Raw genomic sequence first — 22716 nt, forward strand, 5'->3', positions numbered from 1 at the left:
CACGACGGCGCAGCTCAGGCGGGTAGGAAGTGGGACGTGCCATGACTCGAATCCTTACACGAAATCGAGTCCCCACCGAACCCGGGGCGGTTCACCTGGCGGCTGGTCACCTCAATGAGGTGGTAACCGAACTGGGTCTTCACCGGCCCCTGGAGCACACCGACCGGGGCCGAGAAGACGACCGTGTCGAACTCGCGAACCATCTGCCCCGGACCGAACGAACCCAGGTCGCCGCCCTGGCTGCGGGAGGGACATGTGGAGTTCGCCTTTGCGACCTCGGCGAAATCAGCCCCAGCCTCGATCTGCGCCTTCAGCTCATTCGCCTTGTCTTCAGAGCCGACCAGAATGTGACGCGCAGTAGCCTGAGCCATCAGTTACATCCTTTCGAGTGCATATCAACGTCGCCGGGAAGCTGCCCCGAGGAACCTCCCAAGGGGCAGCGATCACGGCCCAACCTGTCGCCGCACCCTGCGCCTCCCACGGGCGCGGCGCCTCATGCGACGACAACCACCATCGAATCGTCTCACGCGCTACCGCTAAGGCTGACTTCTGGGTGGTCGGCACCCGCGAGCACCCGGGCCGCCACCAGGGGCAGTGGAGCGCCGCAGCCCCGTCGTCTCCTGACCGCTACGTCTACGGCTCGCTCTCGTCCTTGCCAGGCCGTCGCGCCCCCGAGCCCTGGGCGAGTCGGCCGGCGTTGGTGCGGAAGTCGGGCATGCCGAGGTGGACGCTGGTGTGCCGGGGCGGCGAGGCCCGGTCGGTGGGTTGCACGGTCGACGGGCTTGCCGGTGCCGGACAGGCCTGTCCCGGCTCCAGCGGAGCGGTCTCGGGTGCCGCATTCGTGATGCTGGTTGCTGCTTGTGTGGCGATAAGGCCGGGGCATCTGTATCGACTTCACTCTGGCGTGTTGTGTCAGCATGGTCCGACGACCTTCTGTCGTGTTGCGGGAGGCGGGTGACATTCGCGTTCCGGCAGCGACTGCGCGCATTCGGAGGATCTCGTCGTGATCCGCACCTCGCCGTCGACGGACACCCAGGTAGTACGCCCTACTTCGGTGCCTGGAAGCCGCCGATCTTCTGCTCGAGCAGTTCAGCCAGCCGCAGCGGGGTGCGGTCCTCGAACATCGGACCAATGACCTGCACTCCCACCGGCAGACCCTCGGGGGACCGGCCCGCTGGTATGGCGGTGGCTGGTAGGCCGGGCATGGTGGCCAGACCGGCCCAGACTAGCTGGTCGAAGTACGGGTACTCGACGCCGTCGATGTCGATCCGGCGTTCCAGCGGATTGGGGTTGTGGTCGTGCGGGAACGCGGGAGTCGGCGTGATCGGACACACCACGGCATCGAACTCGGCGAAGAGCTGCCGCCAGCCGTGGCGGTGGAGCTCACGACGGCTGTTCGCCTCGATCCAGTCGCGGTGGCTCAACACCATCCCGCGCAGCAGCGCCGCATCGAGACTCTGGTCGTCCGCGCTCAGTCCGGCGGCGCGGGTCCGCAGCTGCTCGTAGGAGTCGACGGGAAAACGTGCGACAGAGCCCGAAAACATCAACTGCCTGTAAAGCACCGCGGCTTCGGTCAGATCGGGCAGCAGCGGACTGTGCCGTTCGACGCGGGCGCCGCCGTCGACAAGCGCGTCGGCCACCCGGTTCACGCCCGCCCGCACAGCGGACCCGGTCGCAATGAGCGGATGCTCGTCAAGGACCAAGACCCGGAAGTCGCCGAGCCGCTCGTGGCGCGCGGGCGGCAGCGTCACGTCGTACGCCTTGCCGAGCGTCAGCGGGTCCGGTCCGGCCATGACGTCGAGCAGGAGCGTGAGGTCGCGGGCAGTGCGCGCCATCGGACCGACGACGGCGAGGTCGAGGTCGACCGGCAATGGCGGTGCCGGCGGCGCGACCATGCCGCGGGTTGCCGCCAGTCCGAGTGTCGGCTTGTGCGCATAGATGCCGCAGAAATGCGCGGGGGTGCGCAGCGAACCGGCGAGGTCGGAGCCGATCGACAACGCGCCGAACCCGGACGCCAGGGCCGCCGCTGATCCGCCCGAGGACCCACCCGACGTGCGACCGTGATCCCACGGATTGTTAGTGGTGCCGTAGATCTCGTTGAAGCTCTGGATATCTTGCAGCCCCAAGGGCACATTGGTCTTACCCAGCACCACCGCGCCCGCGGCCTTGAGCCGCGACACCTGTACCGCGTCCTCGGCCGGCATGTAGTCCCGGTGTTGCGGCATGCCCCAGGTCGTGGGCAGCCCGGCGATGTTGTAGGACTCTTTGACCGTCACCGGAATGCCGAGCAGCGGCCGGTCCTCGCCGCGGGCGCGCGCCTGATCGGCACCGCGCGCGGCGGCCCGTGCACGGTCGAAGTCCGGCACACAGATCGCGTTGATCGCCTTGTCGTCCCGCTCGATACGGGCGATCGCCTCGTCGGTCAGTTCCGCCGAGGTCACTTCACCGGCGCGCAGGGCAGCCGCGAGTTCTTCGGCCGTCTGAAAGTTCCACTCCATGAATCGGACCGTACCGACCTCTGGAATGGGCCACAAAATACCGCTTCGCGCAACGGGATGGATGGCTCAATACTCGTCATGTTCCTCCCCGGCCAAGACAATTCGCCGACCGCTCGCGATGGCGACGACCTGCTGGAGTTGCTGGTCGCTACGAAGCTGCTGGTCGCCACGGAGCTGCTGGCCCGCGCGGAGTGGGACACGGCGAAGGAGACCGTCAAGCATTGGCGCATCCTCCGACACGCCCGCTGCAGCCCCAACTGGCACACGTCAGCTGCCAAGGCGGTCCTCACCGTGGAGAGGCAACGCCGGAAATACTCAGTGATCAGCGCGAGCTCGGCGGACGTCGATCGCTAGGGGCTACTGCTGCGTGGCGTCGACGTCGTGTGAAAGGACCCGGACCGGCGAGGTGTGGAGTTGCCCCGGCCTGACAGACACCGATGGGCTTGCGAGCTATTCGGCTGCGTAGAGCACTCTATGTGGTGTCTTCGTGGTGTGACGACGTTCGAACTCGGCTGGGCCGAGTTGGCCGTTCGCCGAATGGCGGCGTCGGGGGTTGTGGAAGCCTTCGATCGGCGCCCTTTCCGCCGCCCGCTGGAAAGATCAGGACGAGTACGACCACGGCCGTCGCCTCGGCTTCATCACCGACGACGACCACCAGGCCGAGCGGGAAGTCACCCGCCGCCTCGATACGGCCACACTGCGCCAGGTGACCCACTGGCTTGAGCGCACCCGCGCCGCGGCACTCGCGCTGCGCGGCACCGGACAGATCCCGCCCCCCAGGCTGGCGGCGCGCCGTGGCCGGATCTGAGGCCGGTGCAGCCAGCCCGCGCCCGCCGTACGGAAAGAGGCCGGCTCACCTTGCGGTGGTGCCGGCCTTTTTGCTGCCGTCCGGCGGGCGCCTGCTCGGCCGGCCGTCGGACGGACGGGAAGCAGCTCAACCGCGCGGAGTACCTCCGCCACCTGGCTCAGCGGCGCGGGTAGTCGAGGCCACGGTCGGCCTTCGGTACTGCCGGCCCCAGCGCGCCGCCGAAGTCCGGGTATCGCAGGGAGAGCCTGCTCGCAGGCGGACGCCCGCAGCCCGGTGGCCGGGTGGCCAAGGGCTGCGGGCGTCCGCCGGACGGTGTGTCAGCGGCGGGCGGCGCGGCGGCGGCTGAAGACCACTGCGCCGGCGCCGAGGGCGAGCAGGGCGACGCCGCCGACGGCGGTCGCGATCATCTGTCCGCCGTCGCTACCGGTGCTGGCCAGGACAGGGGCGGGCTTGTCCGAGACCGGCTTGACCGAGGGCGTGCCGACCGGCTCGGAAGCGGAGGGGGCCGGTGCCGATGGCGCCGAGCTCGGGTGGCCCGTCCGGGTCGGAGTACTTGGCGAGTGCGATGGCTTGGGGGAGGCGGACGGCGGAACCGAGGCGCTGGGCGACGGCGAGCCGGCTGGGTGGCTCGGCGGCACCGGGTTCGGGCTCACCGGTGCGGACGGGCTGCTTGAGGGGGTCGGCTGGCAGGCGGAGCCGCCGTTCCACGCGGTGATCAGGTTGCGCGGGACGACGGTGTCGGGGAAGTGCGGTGCCGGGTTGCTGACACCGTCGAACTTCTGGTCGCCGGCGTACAGGTCGATCTGGCCGAAGCACTTCGGCAGATGCGCGCTGACGTCCAGGGTGGCCTGGGGGCGGTCGTGGTTGAGCGTGGTGGTGGCCCAGCCGAGGAAGGTCTGGGTGCCCGAGGTCCCCCAGTCCGGACCCTCGGTGCTGTAGGAGGCCAGTGAGACCTTGTAGTCGCAGCCCGGCGAGGTCTCGCCGACGAGGCGGACCTGGATGGTGCCGTGCGGCTCGGACATCCGGCCGCCGTTGATCCAGTGGCTGCCGCCGTCGACCGAGTACTGCACGGCGACCTCGCCGCAGTCGTGCATGACGGCGTGTGCGGTTCCGGCGGTGAGGACCGGGGCGCCCACGGCTATGCCGAGGGCCGCCAGAGCCGGAAGAGTCCGGCGCAGGGGGTGGTGCACTTTCGGTAACTCCCTGACGATAGGTACAAAGTGGTTGGGGGGTCACTGCTCAGCTGTCCGGTACATGCGACTCGGCCGGATCTGAGTCTGTGTGAGGAGGGTCACGGTACACGACGTGCCCGATCCACCGACTACCGGGCCCACGGCCCTACGTGACAGAACGTCAGTCGCAAAGTGGCCGCTCGCCTTCCTCGGCTCGAAAAGGCGGGCCGAGGGGTGAACCGACGGGAGGAGCGGCTTTCCACTCCTGCTGGCGACGGCACTGAAGCGCTTGAAACGACGACTACGAATGTGAACACTAGTGCGTGCCAGAGCAAGATCCTTGTCTGGCCCCGAACCCGTCTTCTGAGTAGCGGAAGAGGTACACCCATGTCTCGCACCCGTATTGCAGCAGTTCTGGCTGCCTTCGCGGCAACCGTCGTCGTGTCGGTCGGCGCTGCCACGGCCCCCGTGAAGCCGGTGACCATGGCCGATACGAGCTGGGGCGACGTAGCCGCACCGACCGGATCGGCAGCGGCGCCGACCGGTCATGCGGTTGCCCTCGTCGACGACATGTCCTGGTGATCAGCTGACGGCGACCGCTCACCCGAACACCGCGCCCGGATGCGCTGCAGCCGGGCGCCCATCGGACCCGAGTCGCACAACCGGGCCATCACCGGCGGGGCGCACTCCGAGGCAGGCCCGGACCCATAAGCCGCCCCCGCTGACCTGCGGTCCGTCAGAACCGGCCGACGGCTCGCGCGTTGCGGGCCAGGGCGTAGCGGCGGCAGGCGAGCAGCTGCTCGGCGACGTAGCCAGGCACAGCCTCCGGAGCGAGCAGCCCGGCTCGCGCCGGACGGTCAGCTGCTGCCGCGCCAGGTCGTGCCCCCGGGCGGCCATTGCCCGCCACGCGTCGACCGGATATCCGCCCGGGCCCGGCGCGGCCTCCGGCTCGGCGGTGGGCGCGTCCGGCCGCTCGCGCAGATCGGCGACGGCCGCCGCGACTTCGGTCTGCCCGCCTGGGACCTGGTGGTGGTGGACGAGGCGCACCGAACCACCAGATCGGACGGCAAGCCGTGGGCGGGCCGTCCGCGACGACGACCAGGTGCCCGCCGCCCGGCGCTGGTACTTCACCGCCACCCCGCGGTCGACGGGACCCGAGTCCCGCACGAGGTCGTCGACATCGCCGAAGGCACCATGATCTGCTCGATGGACGACGAACGGATCTACGGCCCCACCGTCTACCGCTGGTCGCTCGGGCAGGGCACCGAGCACGGCTACCTCGCTGACTACCGCGTCCTCGTACCGCTGGTCACGGACGAGGACCTGTGCGAACTGCTCGACCTGCCCGCCGTCGCCGGCCTCAAGGCGCAGCGCTCCAACGAGGACCTGTTCCGCCGCGCGCGTTGCAGATCGCGGTGTTGCGCGCGGTCGCCGACCTCGGCCTGCGCCGGGTCATCACCTTCCATTCCCGGATCGGCTCCGCCCGCGCGTTCGCCACCGACCCGCTGGAGGCCGCCGAGTTACTGAAGGACGAGGACCGGCCGGAGCGGCTGTGGGCCCGGGCCGTGGCCGGCACGGACCGGCTCGAGGACCGCCGCGCAGCGTTCAAGGACTTTGCCGCTGGGCCCGCAGGAGACGTCGAACAAGGCGCTGCGCCCGGCCTCCGCCACGTCACCTACGGCCCTTTCAGCCTCCCGCTCGACCTCCTGAACATCCCTCGCCGGCTCGTCTACAAGATCACCGAAATTTGAAACGCCCCCGGCATCAGTCTGGGGAGGTAAACCTGCGGGCCAATGCGGGCGGCGGGCAGATCACTCGGTGGACTGATGCTCTCCGCCCACGCCGCGTGACACCGTTCCGGGCATGGACACCACGCCGTTCGCAAGCCGAGATGCACTGACGCGCCGTCGCATTCTGGGTACCGCAATGGCCTTGGGCGCCGCGGCCCCGCTCGGCCTGGCCTCCACCTCCCGGGCGGCCTCCGCGGCCGCCCCCGGGAGGCTCACCCTGCCCGAGCCCACCGGCCCACACCCCGTCGGCACGGTCGCCCTGCACCTGCTCGACACCTCCCGGCCGGACCCGGCGGCCGGGGCGGGCCACTACCGCGAGTTGATGGCGAGCGTCTGGTACCCCGCCCGGGACGTCGACGACTACCCGCTCGCCCCCTGGATGGCCGAAGGCGCCATGCGCGCCTTCCTCGACGACGTCGGCTTCCCGCTCCCTCCGTCCCTCGCCCTGCTCACGTCGGGCCACCTGGGCGCGCCCGTCCACCGGTGCGGCCACCGCCTGCCCGTCGTCGTCTACTCACACGGCTCGGGCAGCCACCGGGCCGACCACACGATCATGGTCCAGGAACTCGCCAGCCACGGCTACGTCGTGGTCACCGTCGACCACACCTACGACGGCTTCACCGAGTTCCCCGACGGCCGCGTCGTCCCCCAGATCAGGGACTCCACGCACCCGACGCTGTCCCCGATGGACTATGCCACCGACGCACGCTTCGTGCTCGACTGCGTCCAGGACCTCGCCGCCGGACGCAACCCCGACGTCGACAACCTCGCGCTCCCCGACGGCCTGCTCGGCACCCTCGACCCGCTCGACATCGGCATGTTCGGCTGGTCGAAGGGAGGCACGGCCACCGCCTGTGTCATGCTGGCCGATCAGCGGGTGCGGGCCGGGCTGAGCCTGGACGGACCGATGCAGCCCGGACCGATGCCCACGATCACCACCGACCTCGACCGGCCGTTCATGATGATGACCGCCAGGTTCACCCGCGCCCAGGACCCGAACGTGGCCGTGTTCTGGTCCCATCTGAAGGGCTGGCGGCTCAACGTCCAGGCCGACGGCGCAACCCACCAGTCCTACGGCGACACCCAGGTGCTAATGCCACAGCTGGCGAAGCTGGTCGGCATGAGCGACCAGCAGCTGAAGAACTGGATCGGCACCCTCGATCCCGCCCGCGCGGTGAAGATCCAGCAGGCATACCCGCTCGCCTTCTTCGACCAGCACCTGCGCCACCACCGGGGCCACCTGCTCGACGGGCCGTCGCGGGCCTTCCCCGAAGTGCACTACCTGCCGTAATGGCAGCGGACGGACCGCGGCGCCACGGGGGTGCGCCGCGGTCCGTGCGGGATCTCGGCGTAGGTCGCTGGACCGTCTGGAACGGGGCGGGGCCCGAGGGTCGCGGGCGGCCTGCAGGGGGCGGTTGGCGGGGCCTGGGCGGTCTTTTCGCTGCTCGGTGTGCGGCCGGCGGTCGTGTGTGGGTGGTGTCGGTGTTCTACGTGGGTCGGATGGCGTGGTCGCAGTGTGGGCAGATGCGGCTGCTCAGTTCGGGTGGCGACCAGTGTTGGCCGGGTTTGCTTGGCTGCCACGCGTTTCTGACCATATCGGCGGTGTCGAGGCCGCAGGCGGTGACCGGGCCGGGGGCGCTCGGCATGTCGGGATCGGACGCGGCCGCGTGCACCACCACGTGGGCCGAGCCAGGGTTCTCCAGGACGACGATCATGCTCACCCTCCCAGCTTCGGCGCACCGCGGCCGGGCCGCACCCGCTCGTGCGGCCGACTGGCCGGAAGCGTGACCTGTTGTGCCTGCGTGGCGGGTCGGTGGTTCGCCGGTTGGTTGTGTGCGGGCTGGGTGAGAGCCCTGCATGGGCCGGATGCGGGCACCGCTGGTTACCGGGTTGAGTACGCGCCAGGCGCCCTCGAGCGGCCCGCATGGCCGACCCTTTTGCCAATCCGCGGTGCTGTGCCCGTCTGCGGGTGACGCCGTAGGCGCCACCTCCAACCCCGCACGCAGGGGCCGCAGGGCCCCGGCAACCTCTGGCGTGACCGCTACGAGCGGTGTTGCGAGGAGCTGGGTCCAACGTGTCCCGGTGCCGCCGGATTCCGTCCGAGTCCACCCCGCGCAGGTCCTCCCCGGCGCGGCCGGCGAAGGTGCGCGGGTTTGCCAGCTCCCAGTCGGCGGGGGTGACGACGAAGTCGAGGTCGCCGGGCTCGCGGGCGGCCTTGCCGTACCAGGCGGTGAGCAGCACCGAGCCGCGCAGCACCAGGTGGTCGGTCCAAGGCGAGGCGGCGACAGCGGCGAGCACGGTGTCCAGCGCCTTGCGGCGTGCGCCGTACCAGCGGGCGCCGACGGCCGGGTCGTCGAATGCGGAGCCGCCGGCGCGCATCGCTTTCACGTAGCCGCGCAGCGACGGGTCGAATACTGCACGCTGCACGGTCCGTTCGTCGGCCACCGGGTAGAGCGAGCGGGGGAGGTCGAGGTTCGCGCGCTCCTCGTCGGTCGGTCGGCGGGCCGGCACGCGCAGGGCGGCGACCCACGGCCCGTACGTAGCCCAGGGTGTTCCAGTTGTTGGTCATCGGTGCGGCCTTTTGTCGAGCCAGCCGGCGTCGAGCTCCTCGGCGGTGTCGACCACCGCGAGCCCGTTCGACGGACTGTATGTGGTGGCCGGACAGGTCGTGCAGCAGGAGGGCGAGGCGGTGGCCGGCGGTGGCCGATCCGACCAGGCGGCAGCGCTGGGTGATGAAGGTTCCGCACGTGCCAGCGGTCAGATGTCCCCTGGCCCTGGGATCGCGAACAGCGCCGGGTTGGAATACGGACCCTTCACCAGTCGAGCAGCAGGCGATGATCGACGCCGCACCCGAAGCCTTCGCGTTCTTCACGGGCCAGGCGCCCGGGTGCCGGATCGACTCTTCCGAGTGGAGCCATGCCGCCTTTTCGCCTCCCGATCGAGGTCGCGCTCGCCAAGCCCATCGAGCAGCTGCCCGCCAGCACCGAAGGCAGCCTCGCAGAACCGAAAGCCGACGGTGGCGCGCCATCGTGGCATTCACCTCAGGCCGCGCGGTTCTCGGTGCGTTCGACCAGTTGGCCGTTCTCGAAGCGGGCACCCGTGCGGGACCAGGTGGGCGCCGGTGATCGCACGCCAGCGGGTCCGGCCGGACTCGACGAGCTCAGCAGGGTGGTGAAGATCGTGCTGAAGGCGATGACCGCGTCGATCGGGCCGCCCGTGTCCGTGTGGACCACCGCTCGGGTTGGCGTGCCTGCGGCGGGCTTCTTCTCCCCCGCGTCCGGCTGGAGCCGGCCGCGCGAGGTGGTGTGGGCCCCGGCTCCCGTAGCGGTGGGCTGGCGTCCGTAATCCGGTTACGTTGATAGAGCACCTGGTCAGAGGGGGGTAACAAACCGTAACCCACTGGGGACGCTGCATGACTGGCCTGACCGTCATCCTGCTGCTCGTGGTCCTGGCCACGGCTGTGGCGACCGGTGCCCGGCGCTGGAGCTTGCCCGCTCCCTCGCTCCTCGTCATTGCCGGTCTGGTCGTCGGGCTCATGCCCTGGGTTCCCGAGGTCCGCCTGCCGCCTCACGTGATCAGCGTGCTGGTGCTGCCGCCACTGCTCTACGCCGCGGCCGGGGAAATGTCTGTCCGCGACCTGCGCAGCGTGTGGCGGCCTGTGACCGGCCTGGTCTTCGGTCTGGTCCTGGCCTCGGCCGTCGTCGTCGGGTACGTCGCCCGAGCGATCACTCCACTCACCACCGCGACCGCGTTGATCCTTGGCGCCGTCCTGGCCAGCACCGACCCCGTGGCCGTTACCGCACTCGGCCGGCGCCTGTCCCTCCCACCGCGCGTGCAGGCCATGGTGCAGGCGGAAAGCCTGTTCAACGACGCCACGTCGCTGGTTCTGTACAAGGTCGCCGTGGCGACCGCGGTTTCCGGCAGCGCTATCACCGTGTCCGGGACCGTCGAGCAGTTCCTGATCCTCGCGGGCGGAGGAGCCCTCATCGGCGCGGCGGTCGCCGCAGTGGTGACCCTCATCCGCAGACGGACCGAGGACCCCGTGCTGGAGACCGTCATCGCACTGGTCACTCCGTACGCCTCGTACGTCATCGCGGAGGACTTGCACGCCTCCGGTGTGACGGCCGTCATCGTGTCCGGGGTGGTCCTCGGCAGTACGGGCCACAAGGTCAGCAATGCCCCCGTCCGTCTCCAGATCCACGCCGTCTACGACACCGTGACTTTCCTGCTGGAGAGCGCCGTCTTCGCCCTCATCGGTCTCGAGCTCCCCTCCGCCGTCCGTCACCTCACGCACGACGAGCACGGCTGGCCGCTGTGGGTGCCGGTGATCGCCTTCACCGTGCTGGCGATCCGTCTGCTGTGGATCTTCCCGCTGTCCGCCCTGATCCAGTACCGGCAGAAGGAGGGCGACAGTCGCCTCTCCTGGCGCGTTCCGGCCGTCCTGTCCTGGGCGGGCACCCGAGGCGTCATGCCGCTGGCCGCCGCGCTCTCCATCCCCCTGGTCACCCACACAGGGGCGCCGCTGCCGCACCGGGCGCTCATCCTCACGCTCACCACCGGGACCATCGCGCTCACCGTTGTTTTCCAGGGGTTCACCCTCGCTCCTGTCGTCCGCCGCTCGGGCATCGCTCTGGAACCGGAGCACACCGCCCGCGAGGAGGCCCGGACCCGCCGACACATTGCCCACACCGCTCTCGAAGAGCTCAAACAGCTCGGCGATCTGGATGAGCTCGCCGAACTGGGCGCCGCCGCTGAGACTGCCTTGAAACAGGCGCGTCGCCATCTGGAGGCGCGCATCCACCAAGCGGAAGATGCCCACTACAGCGACCCGGACGCCCGTCCCGCCGACGCCTACCGCGAGATACGCCGGACACTCATCGGCATTGAGGCGGCCGAGCTCCAGCGCCTCTACGAAGCAAACATGATCAGCAACGCCACCCGGCGCCGGATCCAGCGCGAACTCGACCTCGAGGAAGCCAGTCTCCGTGCCCGTGACTGACGGGTCTGTACGGTCTTCTTCGGTGTAACCCGGTTGGGTTGAGTCAGCGGGGACGACGGAGAAGCGGCCGTCGAAAGCGATCTCGAAGGCGTTGAGTGCGGCTTCCCAGCGGGTCAAGGCTGGAGCCGGACTGGGGCCGCTCCTACCGGCGCCTGCTCGCCTACCTCGCGGCCGGCGGAATCCTCGTCGGCCCCGCAATCGCACCGGCGGCGAGGCGGACCCCGCGTTCCGGCCTGGCACGTGGCTGCGCAAGCAGGACGAGGCCTGCGCAGACAGGAAGCTGACCGAGCAGCAGACTGCGCTCCTGGACGCGCTCCACGGGCACATGGCCGAGACCGTCACCGGCTGACCCCGACCTTACGCCCCGCCGTCCCGGCCGCCCGGCGGCGGACCGTTCTCGGAGAACGCGCGCACGGCCGCTTCGGGGATGCGCTCCCGGTTGCGGCGGGCATCAGCACGCAACGGGCTCGGCTGGGTGGTCAAGGCTGCTCCCTCCGCCAGGGGATCGGTCTGCTTGGACAACCGGGGAGCTCCCCGGTTATTGTGGCAGTCAACCGGGGAGCTCCCCGGTTATTGGCCGACGCCAGTACGCTTGAGAAGGAGAATTCTCATGACTTCCCCGAAGACCGTCTTGATCACCGGCACGTCCTCCGGCATCGGCCTGGCCACCGCCATCGGCGCCGCCCGGGCCGGCTGGATGACCATCGCCACCATGCGCGACATGGGCAAGGCCGATGCGCTGTTGAAGGCGGCCGCCGAGAACGGCGTCGGTGACCGCATCCAGGTCAAGCGCCTGGACGTGGTCGACCCCGGGAGCATCGCCGCCTGCCTGGACGAGGTGATCGCCGAGCACGGCCGCCTCGACGCCCTGGTCAACAACGCAGGCGCCGCCCAGGTCGGCACCATCGAGCTGATGAGCGTCGACGAGGTCCGGGCCGCCATGGAGGTCAACTTCTTCGGTGTGGTGGCCACCACCCGCGCCGCCCTGCCGTACCTGCGCGCCACCCAGGGCCGCGTGATCACCGTCACCAGTGTCGGCGGCGTCGTCGGCCAACCCTTCAACGAGGCGTACTGCGCGGCCAAGTTCGCCGTCGAGGGCTTCATGGAGTCGCTCGCCCCCGTCGCCGCCACCGTCGGCGTCGACGTCGCCGTGGTCGAACCGGGCGCGGTCGCGAGCGAGTTCGTCGCCAACCTCGGCCTGGACGTCCCTGCTCTGCTCGCCGCGGCCGGGCCCTACGCCCCGGCCCTTGAGGCGTACGTCGCCCGCACCCGGCAGTCCTTCGGTAACGCCCAGACCCCGGCCGAGGCCGCCACCCCGATCATCGAGGCCCTGACCAGCGACCGCCCGGCCTTCCGCATCCAGACCTCCGAGTGGGCCCGCGACTTCGTCGCCACCACGCTCGCCGACCTCGACGGCTCCGCCGTCCAGACCCTCACCGGCACCTGGGTCCGCTGAACGACTCCGCAAGGGGTCTCCGCTGGTCCCGCGGTGTTATGGCTCGGTGTTGAGGTACTCGAAGCCGCAGGCACCGCAGGTGTACCCCCATGGGGCGTCAGCCAGCTCTGCGCCTGGCCTCCTGGAGCTGGTCGACGGTGGCCGGGGAGTGTGGGAGGCAACGACGGCCGCCGCGTTCACGGCCGCCGGGATCGACGTCGTCCGGGACGGGGGCGGCCGTCATGCTGCAAGTTCTCCGACTTCGCGGCGCCGGCTGCGGCGCTGTCCGGCCATGATGGATCCTGAGAGCCGTTTGAGACGGGAGGCTGCGAATGATTCAGATCGCCGACATCCGGGAGTGGCGCGAGCACGCTGTCGTCGACCAGAACGGCAAGAAGATCGGAACTCTCGAGTCCGTGTATGTCGACACGGCCACCGATGATCCCGCGTTCGCCACCGTCATGGTCGGGTTGCCGACCCGCCACCGCCTGGTCTTCGTCCCATTGGCCGGTGCCACTGTGGGTCCCGGCTATGTTCGGGTCGCCCATTCCAAGGCGTTGGTGAAGGATGCCCCCTGGATCGGCATCGATGGTGTCCTGCCTGCCGAGGAGGAGCCCTCGGTGTTCGCCCACTACCGGCTCGACTACGTGCCCGGTGCGGGTGGCGAACGCCGCCTCGCCCGGCGCTGACGTGTGAGGAGGGCTGTGTCCACGGTGTGGATTCTGGTTCTGCTCCTGGCGGCCGTGGTCCTCGGTTTCATTGGTGCTCTTGCCAAAGGCCTGTTCTACCTGCTGGTCGTTGCCGTGGTCGTCTTCGTCGCGGCTCTTGTGCTGGCTGGTGCGCGTGTCCGTCGAACCGGCCGCCGGCCCACTCGTTGACCCCGATGGGATGCACCGGGGTCACGGGGGTTTGCTCGGCGTTGCCGCTGCCACCAGGTGGCGGCTGCCGTTCAACCTCGCAGTAGCCGAGAAGGGGAGAGGCACAGTGGCCACGCCGGTGGTGGGGCGACCTGCCCGCCCACCTGGTCACCAAGAGCCAGCCCGCCGACTTCGACCTGCCCGTGCCCTTGCGCCACCGACCACACCGCCATGGAGCGGCAGCCGGGCTGCTCAGGTTGTCTGGGTGCGCTGGGGTTCGTAGGTCCGGGCCGGCGGCCTCATTGAGCACTGTAGGACTGGTCGCGAGCCGGCAATCGCAGATCAGCGGGCGGTCAACCGGTTTGGCTAGCCGCCTGTGCTGTAGGGCTTGCTCGCTTTCACGGGCTTTGGTCCGCGAGTGTGACCTTCCGGCCGGTCCGTGCCGCCTCTCGGATCTGTTCCAGCATGCGGTGCCGACGGACGGCATGCCGGAAGTCGGGGACGCCGTCCGTGCCCGGTGCGAGGGTTCCGGTGATCTGGTCGCGGAGAAGCGCATACTCGTGGGCGACGTTGTAGGTGGGCTCGGCGGATCGTTCGGTCCAGTGCGTCAGCGACCGCTGATAGCGGGCGGGGACCGGAAGTTCGGCCAAGCCGCTGTCGTCGCCTCGGGCGCCGTACAGGCGTAGCCGCCCCATCCACCACAGGCCGTGGTCGGCCTTCACGACGAGATCGCCCTGGGTGCCGTTGATCTCCCAGTGGAAGCTGGTGGCGCGGGATGTGCCGCCGCGGAAGTGCATCGCGACCACGGCCCCCGAGTCGAGCAGACCGGTCACGGCGATCTGGTCCTCGGTACTCTTGGCCGCGACCGCCCCGCTCGTCACGTGGGTGACCTCGGGACGCGGGTTCTCGATGCGAGCCGATACTTCGCGGAACTCGCCGAGCACCATGGTCAGCGCATCGACCGAGTGTCCGAAGGGGATCGACAGAAGTGTGGCTCCGCTCGTGACGTCCAGCACGTACGCGTGGTCGTCGTCGTAGGTGGCGCCCCAGGGCCGGCCCGACCCGAGCATGCTGGTCGACAGCACGCGCCCCGCGTAGCCCTCGGCGACCAGGTCGCGCAGATACCGAAGCGGCGGAGCCGACCGGGCCTGCAGGCCGACGGCCGTCAGCAGCCCGCCGAGGTGCGCGCGGTCGGCCAGCTCCTCAGCCTGCGCGAGGTCGGCGCCGAGCGGCCACTCGCTGAACACCATTTTTCCCGCTTCGAGCGCAGGCCGGATGAGTTCCAGGTGCTGGGGGACCCGCACCGTCACGACCACGAGGTCGACTTCCTCACTGCGGGCCAGCTCCTCCGCGTTGCTGAAGGCCAGCGGTACCGCGTACTTCTCGCCGGCCGCGCGCGCCGATTCGGCGCTGCTGGCGCTGAGGGCCCGCAACGGAAGTGGGCGAGCATGCCGGGCGCGTCGAAGTGCTGGGCACGCACGACTCGTTGGCTGGCGGCCATCCGGACCGGCACGGCCGAGCGGGGATCGGCGGCCAGGGCCTGGGATCTCCGCTGGGCTGCCTCCAGGGCCAGGGCATTGGTCGGGTCGGCTGCGACCTCGCTGCCACGAATGGTGGCGACGACCTTGCGCGGGTCGACGGTCGCGACCGCCGTATGCGCTGCCAGGGAAGGTGAGCATCTGGAAGTCATCCGGCAGCGCCGAGAGCAGGAAGTCTTCGGCTCGTCGTATTTGCGCGAACCCTGTCGGGGCCGGGGTCACGAACCGGTCGGTGCGATAGCGCCGCATCACCTCGGCCGGGGTGAGCCGATCGGCGCGGCGTCGGAAGACTTCCAGGAGCAGTGTGGTCAGATCCGTCCCGGTCAGCCCCTTGGCCAGCAGGTCCAGCAGTTCCGGTCCGCCTGCCTTAGCCAGAACTCGGCGCAACGCAGGACCGGCCGAGTATTCATCGCTCGTCATGGCGGACCGGTATCGCCTGGCCGCCATCGGAGAGACCATCGATTTCCGCGCATCGTGGCAATTATGCCGCCGCTCGGTCAGGCTCCATCAGGGCTCCGCGCTCGAAGCGGGCTCCAGCGCGGACGAGCGGGACGAGGTGGGCGCCGTTGACGGCCCGCCAACGGGCCTGGGCCGACTCGACGAGCTTGAACACATCGCCAGGCCGGCGGCGCGAGAGCCGGCGCCCTTGGTGACTTTCGTGTGGAGCCGGACGGTGGCGAAGGTCGACTCGATCGGGTTGGTGGTCCGCAGATGGATCCAGTGCTCCGCCGGGTAGTCGTAGAACTCCCGCAGCACGTCCTGGTCGTCGGTGATCTTCTTGACGGCCTTGGGAAACCTCGCCCCGTAGAGCTTGGCAAAGGTCTGGACGGCCTGTTCGGCGTGCTCGCGGTCCTCGGCGTTGTAGATGTCCTGGATCGCCTTCTTCGCCGCCGGTTGGGCCGACTTCGGCATGGCGTCCAGGGCATTGGCCGTTTTGTGGACCCAGCATCTTTGTTCGCGCGTGTCGGGGAAGACCTCGCGCAGGGCCTTCCAGAACCCGAGCGCCCCGTCGCCGACCGCCAGCACAGGCGCGCGCATACCCCGTCTCACGCAGTCCCGCAGCAGCGAGGCCCACGACTCGGCCGACTCCCGGTAGCCGTCCGCCATCGCGACCAGTTCCTTGGTGCCATCCGTGCGGACCCCGATCACGACCAGGACGGCGGCCTTGGCTTCGTCCAGGCGTATGCGCAGGTGGATGCCATCGACCCAGACATAGACGTAGTCGGTGCCGGACAGGTCACGATCCTGGAAGGCGGCATGGTCGGCCTGCCACTGGGTGGTCAGCCGGGTGACCGTAGCCGGAGAGAGCCCGGCCGAGCTGCCGAGGAACTGCTCCATCGCCGGGACGAAGTCCCCGGAGGACAGGCCGTGCAGGTAGAGCAGCGGCAGCACCTCCGCGATCTTCGGGGACTTGCGGCACCACGGCGGCAGGATCCCTGAGGAGAACCGCTTGCGCTCGCCGGTGGCCTCGTCAACGCGCTTGTCATTCACCCGCGGGGCCTTGACCTCGATCACGCCGGCGGCAGTGGTGACCTTCCGGGGCTGGTGGTAGCCGTTGCGGACCACCCGGCGCCGTCCCGTCTCGTCCTTCTCGTGGGTCAGCTCGGCGATGTAGGAGTTGACTTCGGCCTCCAGCGCGGCGGCCAGCATCCTCCTCGCGCCTTCGCGGACGATCTCGTCCAGCAGGGAGCCGTCCCGCGTGGTGCCGTCCTCGTTGACTACGGTGAGCACAGGGCGTGCCTTCCTGGCCGACGCTGCAACGTCGGCCTACTCGATGACCATCACAGGATCATTCGGGAAGGTACGCCCTCTGCGTTCCTCCCAGAGTCGATCCACAGGTCTTGAGCATTGCTCTCTGTCAAGTTAGCGTGTTGAGAGTTGAACTCTTCTCTGCACTTGTCAAGCGAGCGGCTGTGAATCCGTTGGATCTTGCTGCCTGAGCGTGACCGCCTTCGCGGCGAGCAGCGGAGTCTCCGCAAAAACCTGTTGGCGGACCACCACGACCACTGCTAGGTTTGCGGAGCCGTGCGAGAGAACGAGGAGGTGGTACCCGTGAACGCAGTATCGACATGGGTGCTCTCCTCCGTGGTCACGGTCGGACGATAGGTCGTCCGGGAGCGCCGTCTCTGAGCACTCCCGAAAGGCACGACCATGCGATTCACTTCTGAACAGCGCCTCGACGACGGCGTCCTCGAACGCGAATTCACCCTCGGCGAGATCCCCGGTGTCCTGTGGACGCCTGGATCCGCACCGGCCCCGCTGATCCTGATGGGCCACAACGGTGGCTTGCACAAGCGGGAATCCCGGCTGGTGGCCCGGGCCCGGCACTCCGCGGCGGAGTACGGCTACGCAGTGGCCGCCATCGACCACCCCGGGCACGGTGACCGGCCCCGTTCCGCCGTCGACGAGCAGGCTCGCGCCGACCTCCGCCGGGCGATGGCGGCCGGAGAGCCGGTCGACGAGATCTTCGAGTCCTTCATCGTCCCGCTGGTCGAAAAGGCGGTCCCGGAATGGCGGACCACCCTGGACGCCCTCCTTTCGCTGCCGGAGATCGGCGGCCCGGTCGGGTACTCGGGGATGACCGCCATCGGCATTCGGCTGGCGGTGGTCGAGCCGCGCATCTCGGCCGCCGGTTTCTTCGCCGGGGGTTTCGTGCCCCGCGCCCTGCGCGAGGAGGCCCGGCAGGTCACCATTCCGCTGCTGTTCCTGCTGCAGTGGGACGACGAAGGGAACGACCGGCAGCTGGCCCTGGACCTGTTCGACGCCTTCGGCACCAAGGAGAAGACGCTGCACGCCAATCTGGGCGGGCATGCCGGCACCCCGTGGTTCGAGGTGGACGACGGGGACCGGTTCTTCGCCCGGCACCTGAAGTGAGGCCGGGCTGTCAGGCCAGCAGCAGACGCTAGGCGGTGTCGGCCAGGCTGCAGCTCATCGAGGAAAGGTCTCGGCCCTCCTCGATGGTGGTGGCCAGCAGATGCACGACCGCCCCGATCGCGGTGGTACCGGCCATCGGCGGTACCAGCCGGTCGGGGCGGCGCGTCTCCAGATCGACGTCGGTGAAGGTCCCGTGGGTGTTGGTGTTGAACACACTGGACGACTCGATCTCGACGTCATCGGCCTGGGTGCGGATCAGGTGGCGTCCGCGGGAGCCATTCGGTCCGTGTTCTGGGTCGGGGCAGCAACCCGCCCGCATGCCGAGCACTACTGGCAGGAGGGGGTTATTCCTACCGTGCACTATTCCTGCCCCGCCGACCTGGAGTTCACTGCTGTGGGGCGGTCCGGCTCAGCGCCTCCGTGAAGGCTGTTGCGTGGCGGGCGATGTGTGCCGCGTCGGTGAGATAGAGGGAGTCGTGTCCGGCGGCGATGTGCTCGGCGAACGCGGCGGTGCCAGCGTCTGCTTGCTTATGCATGTAGCGGACCAGGTGTTCCAAGCGGTCCCGGGCCGTGTCGGCCAGCGCTGCGCGATCGTTGTCGTCAAGCTGGTAGGCGTCTGCGAGGAGTCGAAGTCGGCGGGACTGTTCCTCAATGGGCAGGGTGAAGTCGCCGTTGCCCGGATCGGTCAGCGGCACGAACCGGTAGGCGGCGTAGGCGAGGTCCCAGATACGAGGACCGGGGTGGGCGGTGTCGAAGTCGATGAACGCGACCGGCCTCCCGTCGTGGAAAACGCAGTTGTAGGGAGCGACGTCGCCGTGGCAGATCACCTCGGCCGGCTCGCGGCTGGGCAAGTACCAACTGGCGTCCGCCGCAGGGGTGAAGCTGACGGTGGCGTCGTGGTAATGCCGCAACATCACAGCCACGGCCTGCAAGGTCGCGTCTGATCGCACATAGTCCGGCAGCGGGTAGTTGGCGACATGACCGGGGAGGAAATCGAGGATTTCCCGGCCGTCGGCATCGAAGCCGTGAGCTCGTGGGGCACCGGCGAACCCCGCCTCCTTCAGGTGATCAAGCAGAGCGTGGACCGTGTGGGTCCACGGCCCCACGGGTCGTCGAACAGTCGAGCCGACCCGCACGACATGGTTGACGCCGCCTCCGGCCAGCACTTCTTCGTTCATCCGCTTGGGCTCTGTCATGGTGACTCCTTCCGGTTCCGCCCGGGTCGACTGTCATCGTCGACCCGGGCTGCGAGGTACTCAGCCCAGTCCGCCGGGCGTAGGTGACCCAGCGGATGGCGGTGTGGCGGTGCATGCCGGTCAGGGCGGCGAGGATGGGGCTGGGGAGGTCGGCGGCGAGGGCGGAGTTGCGGGCCGCCCGCACCCCCCGTGTCGGTTGAGCTTCTGCGTCATGGCGGAGTCGCGATGGGCTTTCCTGGGACCAAGCCCGGGAAAGCAGTCGGGGGCCTGGGGTGGCGTGGGCAAAACAGAGCTCGTGAGTCGGGCAGAGGATCTTCCACCAGCTGTTGCAGCAGCCCAGCCAGTCGTGGGGGCAGTAGGACGGGCTGTCGGCCGAGCATCAGGTGGGCGTGCTTGTCGCCGAGTTGCAGGTGGTCCGGTGTCAGATTGCAGAGCCTCTCTCAGAAGTCCAGTCGTTTGCAACAACTCATGAGACATGATCGCCGCAGGTGGGCCAGCGGGCGGCCGGGTGTTTCACGAGCCACCATCTATGAAACAACACCCGGCCGACCGTCAGTGACTATCGATGAGTGGAGAATCACTCTCAGGTACTTGCCGCTTCGCGGCAGCTTCGGGCGTGCAGGGCCTCCTTGACGGCGACGCACTCTGGCTGGCGATCATCGCGGCCCTTGACGCGGCCATCGGTCTCGTCTACTACACATGCCGTGCCGCCGTCCTCTCCGACGGCAGGCACAGCGCGTCGGAGGAACCCGCCGTTACACCCTGCCTGGTGGCGCTCACCCGCACCGCCGCCACGGCCCTCGGGTTCGCGCCCCAGCTCGTCCTGTCCATCGTCGGCGGTTAGCCGCGCACGTGCAGCCCGAAACCCGTGCGGCCCGCGGGCTCCAGCCCCTCCTTCAGGTGCAGCGAGGGGATCTCGTAGTCGCCGAAGTTCTGCCGCCGGAACGCGATCGGCTCGGTGGACTCCAGGGTGAGCAGGCGCTGCTCCCAGGCCTTGGCGACGTCCGGGTAGTCCTCGCCGGTCATCCGGTCGGTGCCGTACAGCACGAAGGGCGGCAGCACCTCGATGCCCGGGTAGTAGAGGATGCCGTGCTGGAACGGGAACAGCAGGTCGTCGATGGGGCCGTTGATCCCGCGAGCGGCGTAGTGCGACTCCGGGCCGCCGGCGGTTACCGACAGCAGAGCCCTCCTGCCCGCGAGGGTGCCTTCGCCGAAGCGCTCACCGTACTTGGTGTCGTTGTGCTCGCCGACGCCGTACGCGAAGCGGTAGGTGAACACCCGGTCCACCCAGCCCTTGAGGATCGCGGGCATCGTGTACCACCACAGCGGGAACTGGAAGATGATCGTGTCGGCCCAGAGCAGCTTCTCCTGCTCGGCGAGGACGTCCGGGGTGAGCGTCCCGGCATCGAAGGCCCGGCCCGAGTCCAGGGCGACCTTCAGCGGACTTGAGGCCTCGGGGCCGTAGTCCGCGGCGTCCACGACCGCCTTCCAGTTCATCGCGTACAGATCGCTCACCCGTACCTCGTGTCCGGCGGTCTCCAATGTGGACACCGCGAGGTCCTTCAGCGAGCTGTTGAGTGACTTCGGCTCTGGGTGGGCGTAGACAATCAGCGTCTTCATGGGAACTCCTTCGGATCGGGTGCCTTCGATTCTGGGTGCCGCGGCGCCCGGCGTTCAGGGCCGCCTCTTCCATCGGACGGGACTTCCTGGTAACGGCAGGACCACCTTCACGGGCGCAGCCGAGGCCATACTGGGGGCATGGACGATCTTGCGGGCTTCCTTCGGACGAGGCGTTCCCGGGTCGACCCGGCGGTCGTTGGCATCCCCACCGACAGCCGCCGCCGGGTCGAAGGGTTGCGCCGCGAAGAGGTCGCGCACCTGTCCGGAGTCAGCGTCGACTACTACATACGCCTGGAGCAGGGCCGCGCGACCCAGCCCTCCGAGCAGGTCCTCGACGCGCTCGCCCGCGTCCTCGACCTCGACGAAACGGAACGCGGGCACCTCTACCGCCTCGCCCGGCAGCGCCGCCGCCGCGCGAAGACGCCGGGCGGCCGGGTCCGGCCGGAGCTGCTGCGCGTCCTCGACCTGGTTGCCGACGCACCCGCGCTGATCATGGACCACCGCCTGGACGTACTCGCCGGGAACCGGCTCGCGGGGCTCCTCTTCGGTCGGCCGATGCCGGGCCTGAACACCGCCCGGCACATCTTTCTTGAGGAAGCCGAGCGCGGTCTTTACACGGACTGGGAGAAATGCACCCTCGACGTGGTCGGGCACCTGCGCCTGGCCGTCGGCAAATACCCCGAGGACCCCCGCCTGGCCTCGCTCATCGGCGAGCTGGCGATGGGTAGCGAGCGCTTCCGCCGCCTCTGGGCCCGCGCGGACGTGCGCGCCCGCACACATGGACGCAAGGCGTACCGGCACCCGCTGGTCGGACTGCTGGAACTGCACCAGGAGAACTTCGCGCTACCGGACGAATCGGGCATGGAGCTGCTGGTGCTGTCCGCGGCCCCCGACAGCCCTGCCGAGGACGGGCTGCGCCTGCTCGCGGGCCTGGGCGGGGACAGTGGTGACGGGCATCCCAGAGTGAACGCCCTGGTCCGCGAGTAACTCTACGACGCCCACCCACCGCCGGGATCGCCTCAACACATTGACGACCTTCCTGTCCCCGGTCTGCCTTGCGGCTGGTGGCACGGCCGAGTTCTTCGAGGGCCTGGTAGGTGGGGTGCCTGGGGCCGCCGCGGGTGAAGCGCCGCAGCACCTGCTCGGCCTCTGCACGGCCAGACTCTCCTTCGTCCTCAGCGCCACGCGGGCGATGCCGACCTGGCCGGCATCGAGCATGGCCCGGCGCAGTAACGCGTACGGGCGCTCCCCGGCCGGCATCGACGGTGCCAGGTAGTAGGCGCGGTCGTAGGCGATCGGATCCACCCGGTCCGCGTCCAGGAAGCCGAGGACGCGGATCTCCCGGGTGGTGGCGAGCGGCAGGTCGGCGAGGTCATCCCGCGTGAGTACCACGGTGCGCCCGTCCGGGGCCTCGTAGCCGCGCGCGATGTCTTCGTAGGGGATCTCGGCCCCGTCCAGCTCGCATACGCGTTTGTTCCGGATCCGGCCGCCGTCCGCGGTGTGGACCAGGTGGAGCGGTACCTCGTGCCGGCCGGGACCGGTCGCGGCCATCACGGTCACCGGGATCGACACCAGGCTGAAGGTGATCGAGAGCTTCGCGATCGCGTTCGACATCGCCAGCCTCCAGGTCCGGTCCCCCGTCGCGTCCCACCCCTGTTCGATGCCTACCCAGCCGGACCTGCGGTGACCGGGCCTTCAGGAGACGCGTGGGACCTGCGCCGATGGCCGGATCGGCAGATGAGTAAAACTTGAATGGGAACAATCGTTCGAATTACGGTGGAGGGGTGACCAGCGCCGTTCCGTTCTCCCGCCCCCGCCGGCCAGCCCCGGCACCGGGGGATGCGGAGCGTGCCCCGCGCGAGCTGATGACGCTGCCGGGCATGTCCCGGGACGTACGGGACTGGAAACTCGTGTGGATCCGCATCGCAG

Annotated in this window: 24 protein-coding genes and 3 pseudogenes; 13 read left to right on the top strand and 14 right to left on the bottom strand. The window is 69.3% G+C overall.

From position 1 onward, the window contains the following. Nucleotides 1–14: 14 nt before the first annotated feature. The 3 genes from ACWDAK_RS36615 to ACWDAK_RS36625 all read right to left on the bottom strand — a co-directional run bounded on the left by ACWDAK_RS36615 (nt 15) and on the right by ACWDAK_RS36625 (nt 2498). Nucleotides 15–371: a peptidylprolyl isomerase gene (locus ACWDAK_RS36615; RefSeq protein ID WP_427395836.1), complete on the bottom strand. Its 357-nt coding sequence runs from the start codon at nt 369–371 to the stop codon at nt 15–17. Between the two features lie 262 nt (nt 372–633). Next, nucleotides 634–771 (bottom strand): hypothetical protein, encoded by a 138-nt coding sequence (locus tag ACWDAK_RS36620; protein ID WP_427395835.1) that lies wholly within the window; start codon nt 769–771, stop codon nt 634–636. 275 nt (nt 772–1046) lie between these two features. Then, complete coding sequence (locus tag ACWDAK_RS36625; RefSeq protein ID WP_427395834.1) at nt 1047–2498, bottom strand: amidase; 1452 nt, start codon at nt 2496–2498, stop codon at nt 1047–1049. Between the two features lie 78 nt (nt 2499–2576). Between ACWDAK_RS36625 and ACWDAK_RS36630 the strand changes: the two genes are divergently transcribed. Further along, complete coding sequence (locus ACWDAK_RS36630) at nt 2577–2852, top strand: hypothetical protein (RefSeq protein ID WP_344641112.1); 276 nt, start codon at nt 2577–2579, stop codon at nt 2850–2852. Nucleotides 2853–3051: 199 nt separating this feature from the next. Beyond that, entirely contained in the window at nt 3052–3306 is a 255-nt protein-coding gene (locus ACWDAK_RS36635) for a hypothetical protein (protein ID WP_344641093.1), read from the top strand. A gap of 317 nt (nt 3307–3623) precedes the next feature. Here the strand turns inward: ACWDAK_RS36635 and ACWDAK_RS36640 are convergent, their stop codons facing one another. Next, the gene (locus ACWDAK_RS36640) at nt 3624–4496 is read right to left on the bottom strand and encodes an LPXTG cell wall anchor domain-containing protein (RefSeq protein WP_344641094.1); all 873 of its coding nucleotides are present in this window, start codon (nt 4494–4496) and stop codon (nt 3624–3626) included. A 369-nt stretch (nt 4497–4865) separates the two neighbouring features. Here ACWDAK_RS36640 and ACWDAK_RS36645 point away from each other — a divergent pair, with 369 nt between their 5' ends. Beyond that, complete coding sequence (locus ACWDAK_RS36645; protein ID WP_344641095.1) at nt 4866–5060, top strand: hypothetical protein; 195 nt, start codon at nt 4866–4868, stop codon at nt 5058–5060. Between the two features lie 154 nt (nt 5061–5214). Here the strand turns inward: ACWDAK_RS36645 and ACWDAK_RS36650 are convergent, their stop codons facing one another. Beyond that, the gene (locus ACWDAK_RS36650) at nt 5215–5385 is read right to left on the bottom strand and encodes a hypothetical protein (RefSeq protein ID WP_427395833.1); all 171 of its coding nucleotides are present in this window, start codon (nt 5383–5385) and stop codon (nt 5215–5217) included. A 496-nt stretch (nt 5386–5881) separates the two neighbouring features. Here ACWDAK_RS36650 and ACWDAK_RS36655 point away from each other — a divergent pair, with 496 nt between their 5' ends. Both ACWDAK_RS36655 and ACWDAK_RS36660 read left to right on the top strand, forming a co-directional pair. Beyond that, complete coding sequence (locus ACWDAK_RS36655) at nt 5882–6229, top strand: hypothetical protein (RefSeq protein ID WP_427395832.1); 348 nt, start codon at nt 5882–5884, stop codon at nt 6227–6229. Nucleotides 6230–6404: 175 nt separating this feature from the next. Beyond that, nucleotides 6405–7559, top strand: a complete 1155-nt coding sequence (locus ACWDAK_RS36660) for an alpha/beta hydrolase family protein (protein ID WP_427395831.1) — start codon at nt 6405–6407, stop codon at nt 7557–7559. A gap of 196 nt (nt 7560–7755) precedes the next feature. Here ACWDAK_RS36660 and ACWDAK_RS36665 read toward each other — a convergent pair whose 3' ends face one another. Further along, entirely contained in the window at nt 7756–7983 is a 228-nt protein-coding gene (locus ACWDAK_RS36665) for a hypothetical protein (protein ID WP_344641098.1), read from the bottom strand. Between the two features lie 451 nt (nt 7984–8434). Then, a pseudogene (locus ACWDAK_RS36670) lies at nt 8435–8647 on the bottom strand (nucleotidyl transferase AbiEii/AbiGii toxin family protein); the annotation flags it as partial. 537 nt (nt 8648–9184) lie between these two features. Here ACWDAK_RS36670 and ACWDAK_RS36675 point away from each other — a divergent pair. Both ACWDAK_RS36675 and ACWDAK_RS36680 read left to right on the top strand, forming a co-directional pair. Beyond that, entirely contained in the window at nt 9185–9613 is a 429-nt protein-coding gene (locus ACWDAK_RS36675) for a hypothetical protein (RefSeq protein WP_344641099.1), read from the top strand. A 67-nt stretch (nt 9614–9680) separates the two neighbouring features. Then, nucleotides 9681–11267: a Na+/H+ antiporter gene (locus ACWDAK_RS36680; RefSeq protein ID WP_344641100.1), complete on the top strand. Its 1587-nt coding sequence runs from the start codon at nt 9681–9683 to the stop codon at nt 11265–11267. 357 nt (nt 11268–11624) lie between these two features. On the opposite strand, the gene ACWDAK_RS36685 is transcribed toward ACWDAK_RS36680, so the two are convergent. Continuing rightward, the gene (locus tag ACWDAK_RS36685; RefSeq protein WP_344641101.1) at nt 11625–11750 is read right to left on the bottom strand and encodes a hypothetical protein; all 126 of its coding nucleotides are present in this window, start codon (nt 11748–11750) and stop codon (nt 11625–11627) included. A gap of 127 nt (nt 11751–11877) precedes the next feature. Here ACWDAK_RS36685 and ACWDAK_RS36690 point away from each other — a divergent pair, with 127 nt between their 5' ends. The 3 genes from ACWDAK_RS36690 to ACWDAK_RS36700 all read left to right on the top strand — a co-directional run bounded on the left by ACWDAK_RS36690 (nt 11878) and on the right by ACWDAK_RS36700 (nt 13580). Further along, a complete protein-coding gene (locus ACWDAK_RS36690) occupies nt 11878–12723 on the top strand; it encodes an SDR family oxidoreductase (RefSeq protein ID WP_344641102.1) in 846 nt (281 codons plus the stop codon). Between the two features lie 311 nt (nt 12724–13034). Continuing rightward, entirely contained in the window at nt 13035–13391 is a 357-nt protein-coding gene (locus tag ACWDAK_RS36695) for a PRC-barrel domain-containing protein (protein ID WP_344641103.1), read from the top strand. 15 nt (nt 13392–13406) lie between these two features. Continuing rightward, nucleotides 13407–13580: a hypothetical protein gene (locus ACWDAK_RS36700; RefSeq protein ID WP_344641104.1), complete on the top strand. Its 174-nt coding sequence runs from the start codon at nt 13407–13409 to the stop codon at nt 13578–13580. Between the two features lie 377 nt (nt 13581–13957). Here the strand turns inward: ACWDAK_RS36700 and ACWDAK_RS36705 are convergent, their stop codons facing one another. Continuing rightward, nucleotides 13958–15544 (bottom strand): Gfo/Idh/MocA family protein, encoded by a 1587-nt coding sequence (locus ACWDAK_RS36705; protein ID WP_427395830.1) that lies wholly within the window; start codon nt 15542–15544, stop codon nt 13958–13960. A gap of 34 nt (nt 15545–15578) precedes the next feature. Beyond that, nucleotides 15579–16828, bottom strand: a pseudogene (locus ACWDAK_RS36710) (IS256 family transposase). Between the two features lie 420 nt (nt 16829–17248). On the opposite strand from ACWDAK_RS36710, the gene ACWDAK_RS36715 reads away from it, so the two are divergent. Further along, nucleotides 17249–17971 carry a dienelactone hydrolase family protein gene (locus tag ACWDAK_RS36715; RefSeq protein WP_344641106.1) on the top strand — a complete coding sequence of 241 codons (723 nt, stop codon included), beginning with the start codon at nt 17249–17251 and terminating at the stop codon, nt 17969–17971. Between the two features lie 28 nt (nt 17972–17999). Here ACWDAK_RS36715 and ACWDAK_RS36720 read toward each other — a convergent pair whose 3' ends face one another. Beyond that, nucleotides 18000–18185 (bottom strand): hypothetical protein, encoded by a 186-nt coding sequence (locus tag ACWDAK_RS36720; protein ID WP_344641107.1) that lies wholly within the window; start codon nt 18183–18185, stop codon nt 18000–18002. A 172-nt stretch (nt 18186–18357) separates the two neighbouring features. After that, on the bottom strand, nt 18358–19167 hold the full coding sequence (locus tag ACWDAK_RS36725) for a phosphotransferase enzyme family protein (RefSeq protein WP_344641108.1): 810 nt from the start codon (nt 19165–19167) through the stop codon (nt 18358–18360). 616 nt (nt 19168–19783) lie between these two features. On the opposite strand from ACWDAK_RS36725, the gene ACWDAK_RS36730 reads away from it, so the two are divergent. Beyond that, on the top strand, nt 19784–20011 hold the full coding sequence (locus tag ACWDAK_RS36730) for a hypothetical protein (RefSeq protein WP_344641109.1): 228 nt from the start codon (nt 19784–19786) through the stop codon (nt 20009–20011). Here the strand turns inward: ACWDAK_RS36730 and ACWDAK_RS36735 are convergent. Further along, nucleotides 20008–20787 (bottom strand): NAD(P)H-dependent oxidoreductase, encoded by a 780-nt coding sequence (locus ACWDAK_RS36735; protein WP_344641110.1) that lies wholly within the window; start codon nt 20785–20787, stop codon nt 20008–20010. The two genes, ACWDAK_RS36730 and ACWDAK_RS36735, sit on opposite strands and share 4 nt — an antisense overlap. A gap of 138 nt (nt 20788–20925) precedes the next feature. Here ACWDAK_RS36735 and ACWDAK_RS36740 point away from each other — a divergent pair, with 138 nt between their 5' ends. Next, entirely contained in the window at nt 20926–21774 is an 849-nt protein-coding gene (locus ACWDAK_RS36740) for a helix-turn-helix transcriptional regulator (RefSeq protein ID WP_344641111.1), read from the top strand. Nucleotides 21775–21987: 213 nt separating this feature from the next. Here ACWDAK_RS36740 and ACWDAK_RS36745 read toward each other — a convergent pair. Then, a pseudogene (locus ACWDAK_RS36745) lies at nt 21988–22401 on the bottom strand (Ku protein); the annotation flags it as partial. Nucleotides 22402–22716: the final 315 nt, after the last annotated feature.

This window comes from Kitasatospora sp. NPDC001175, from assembly GCF_053598215.1.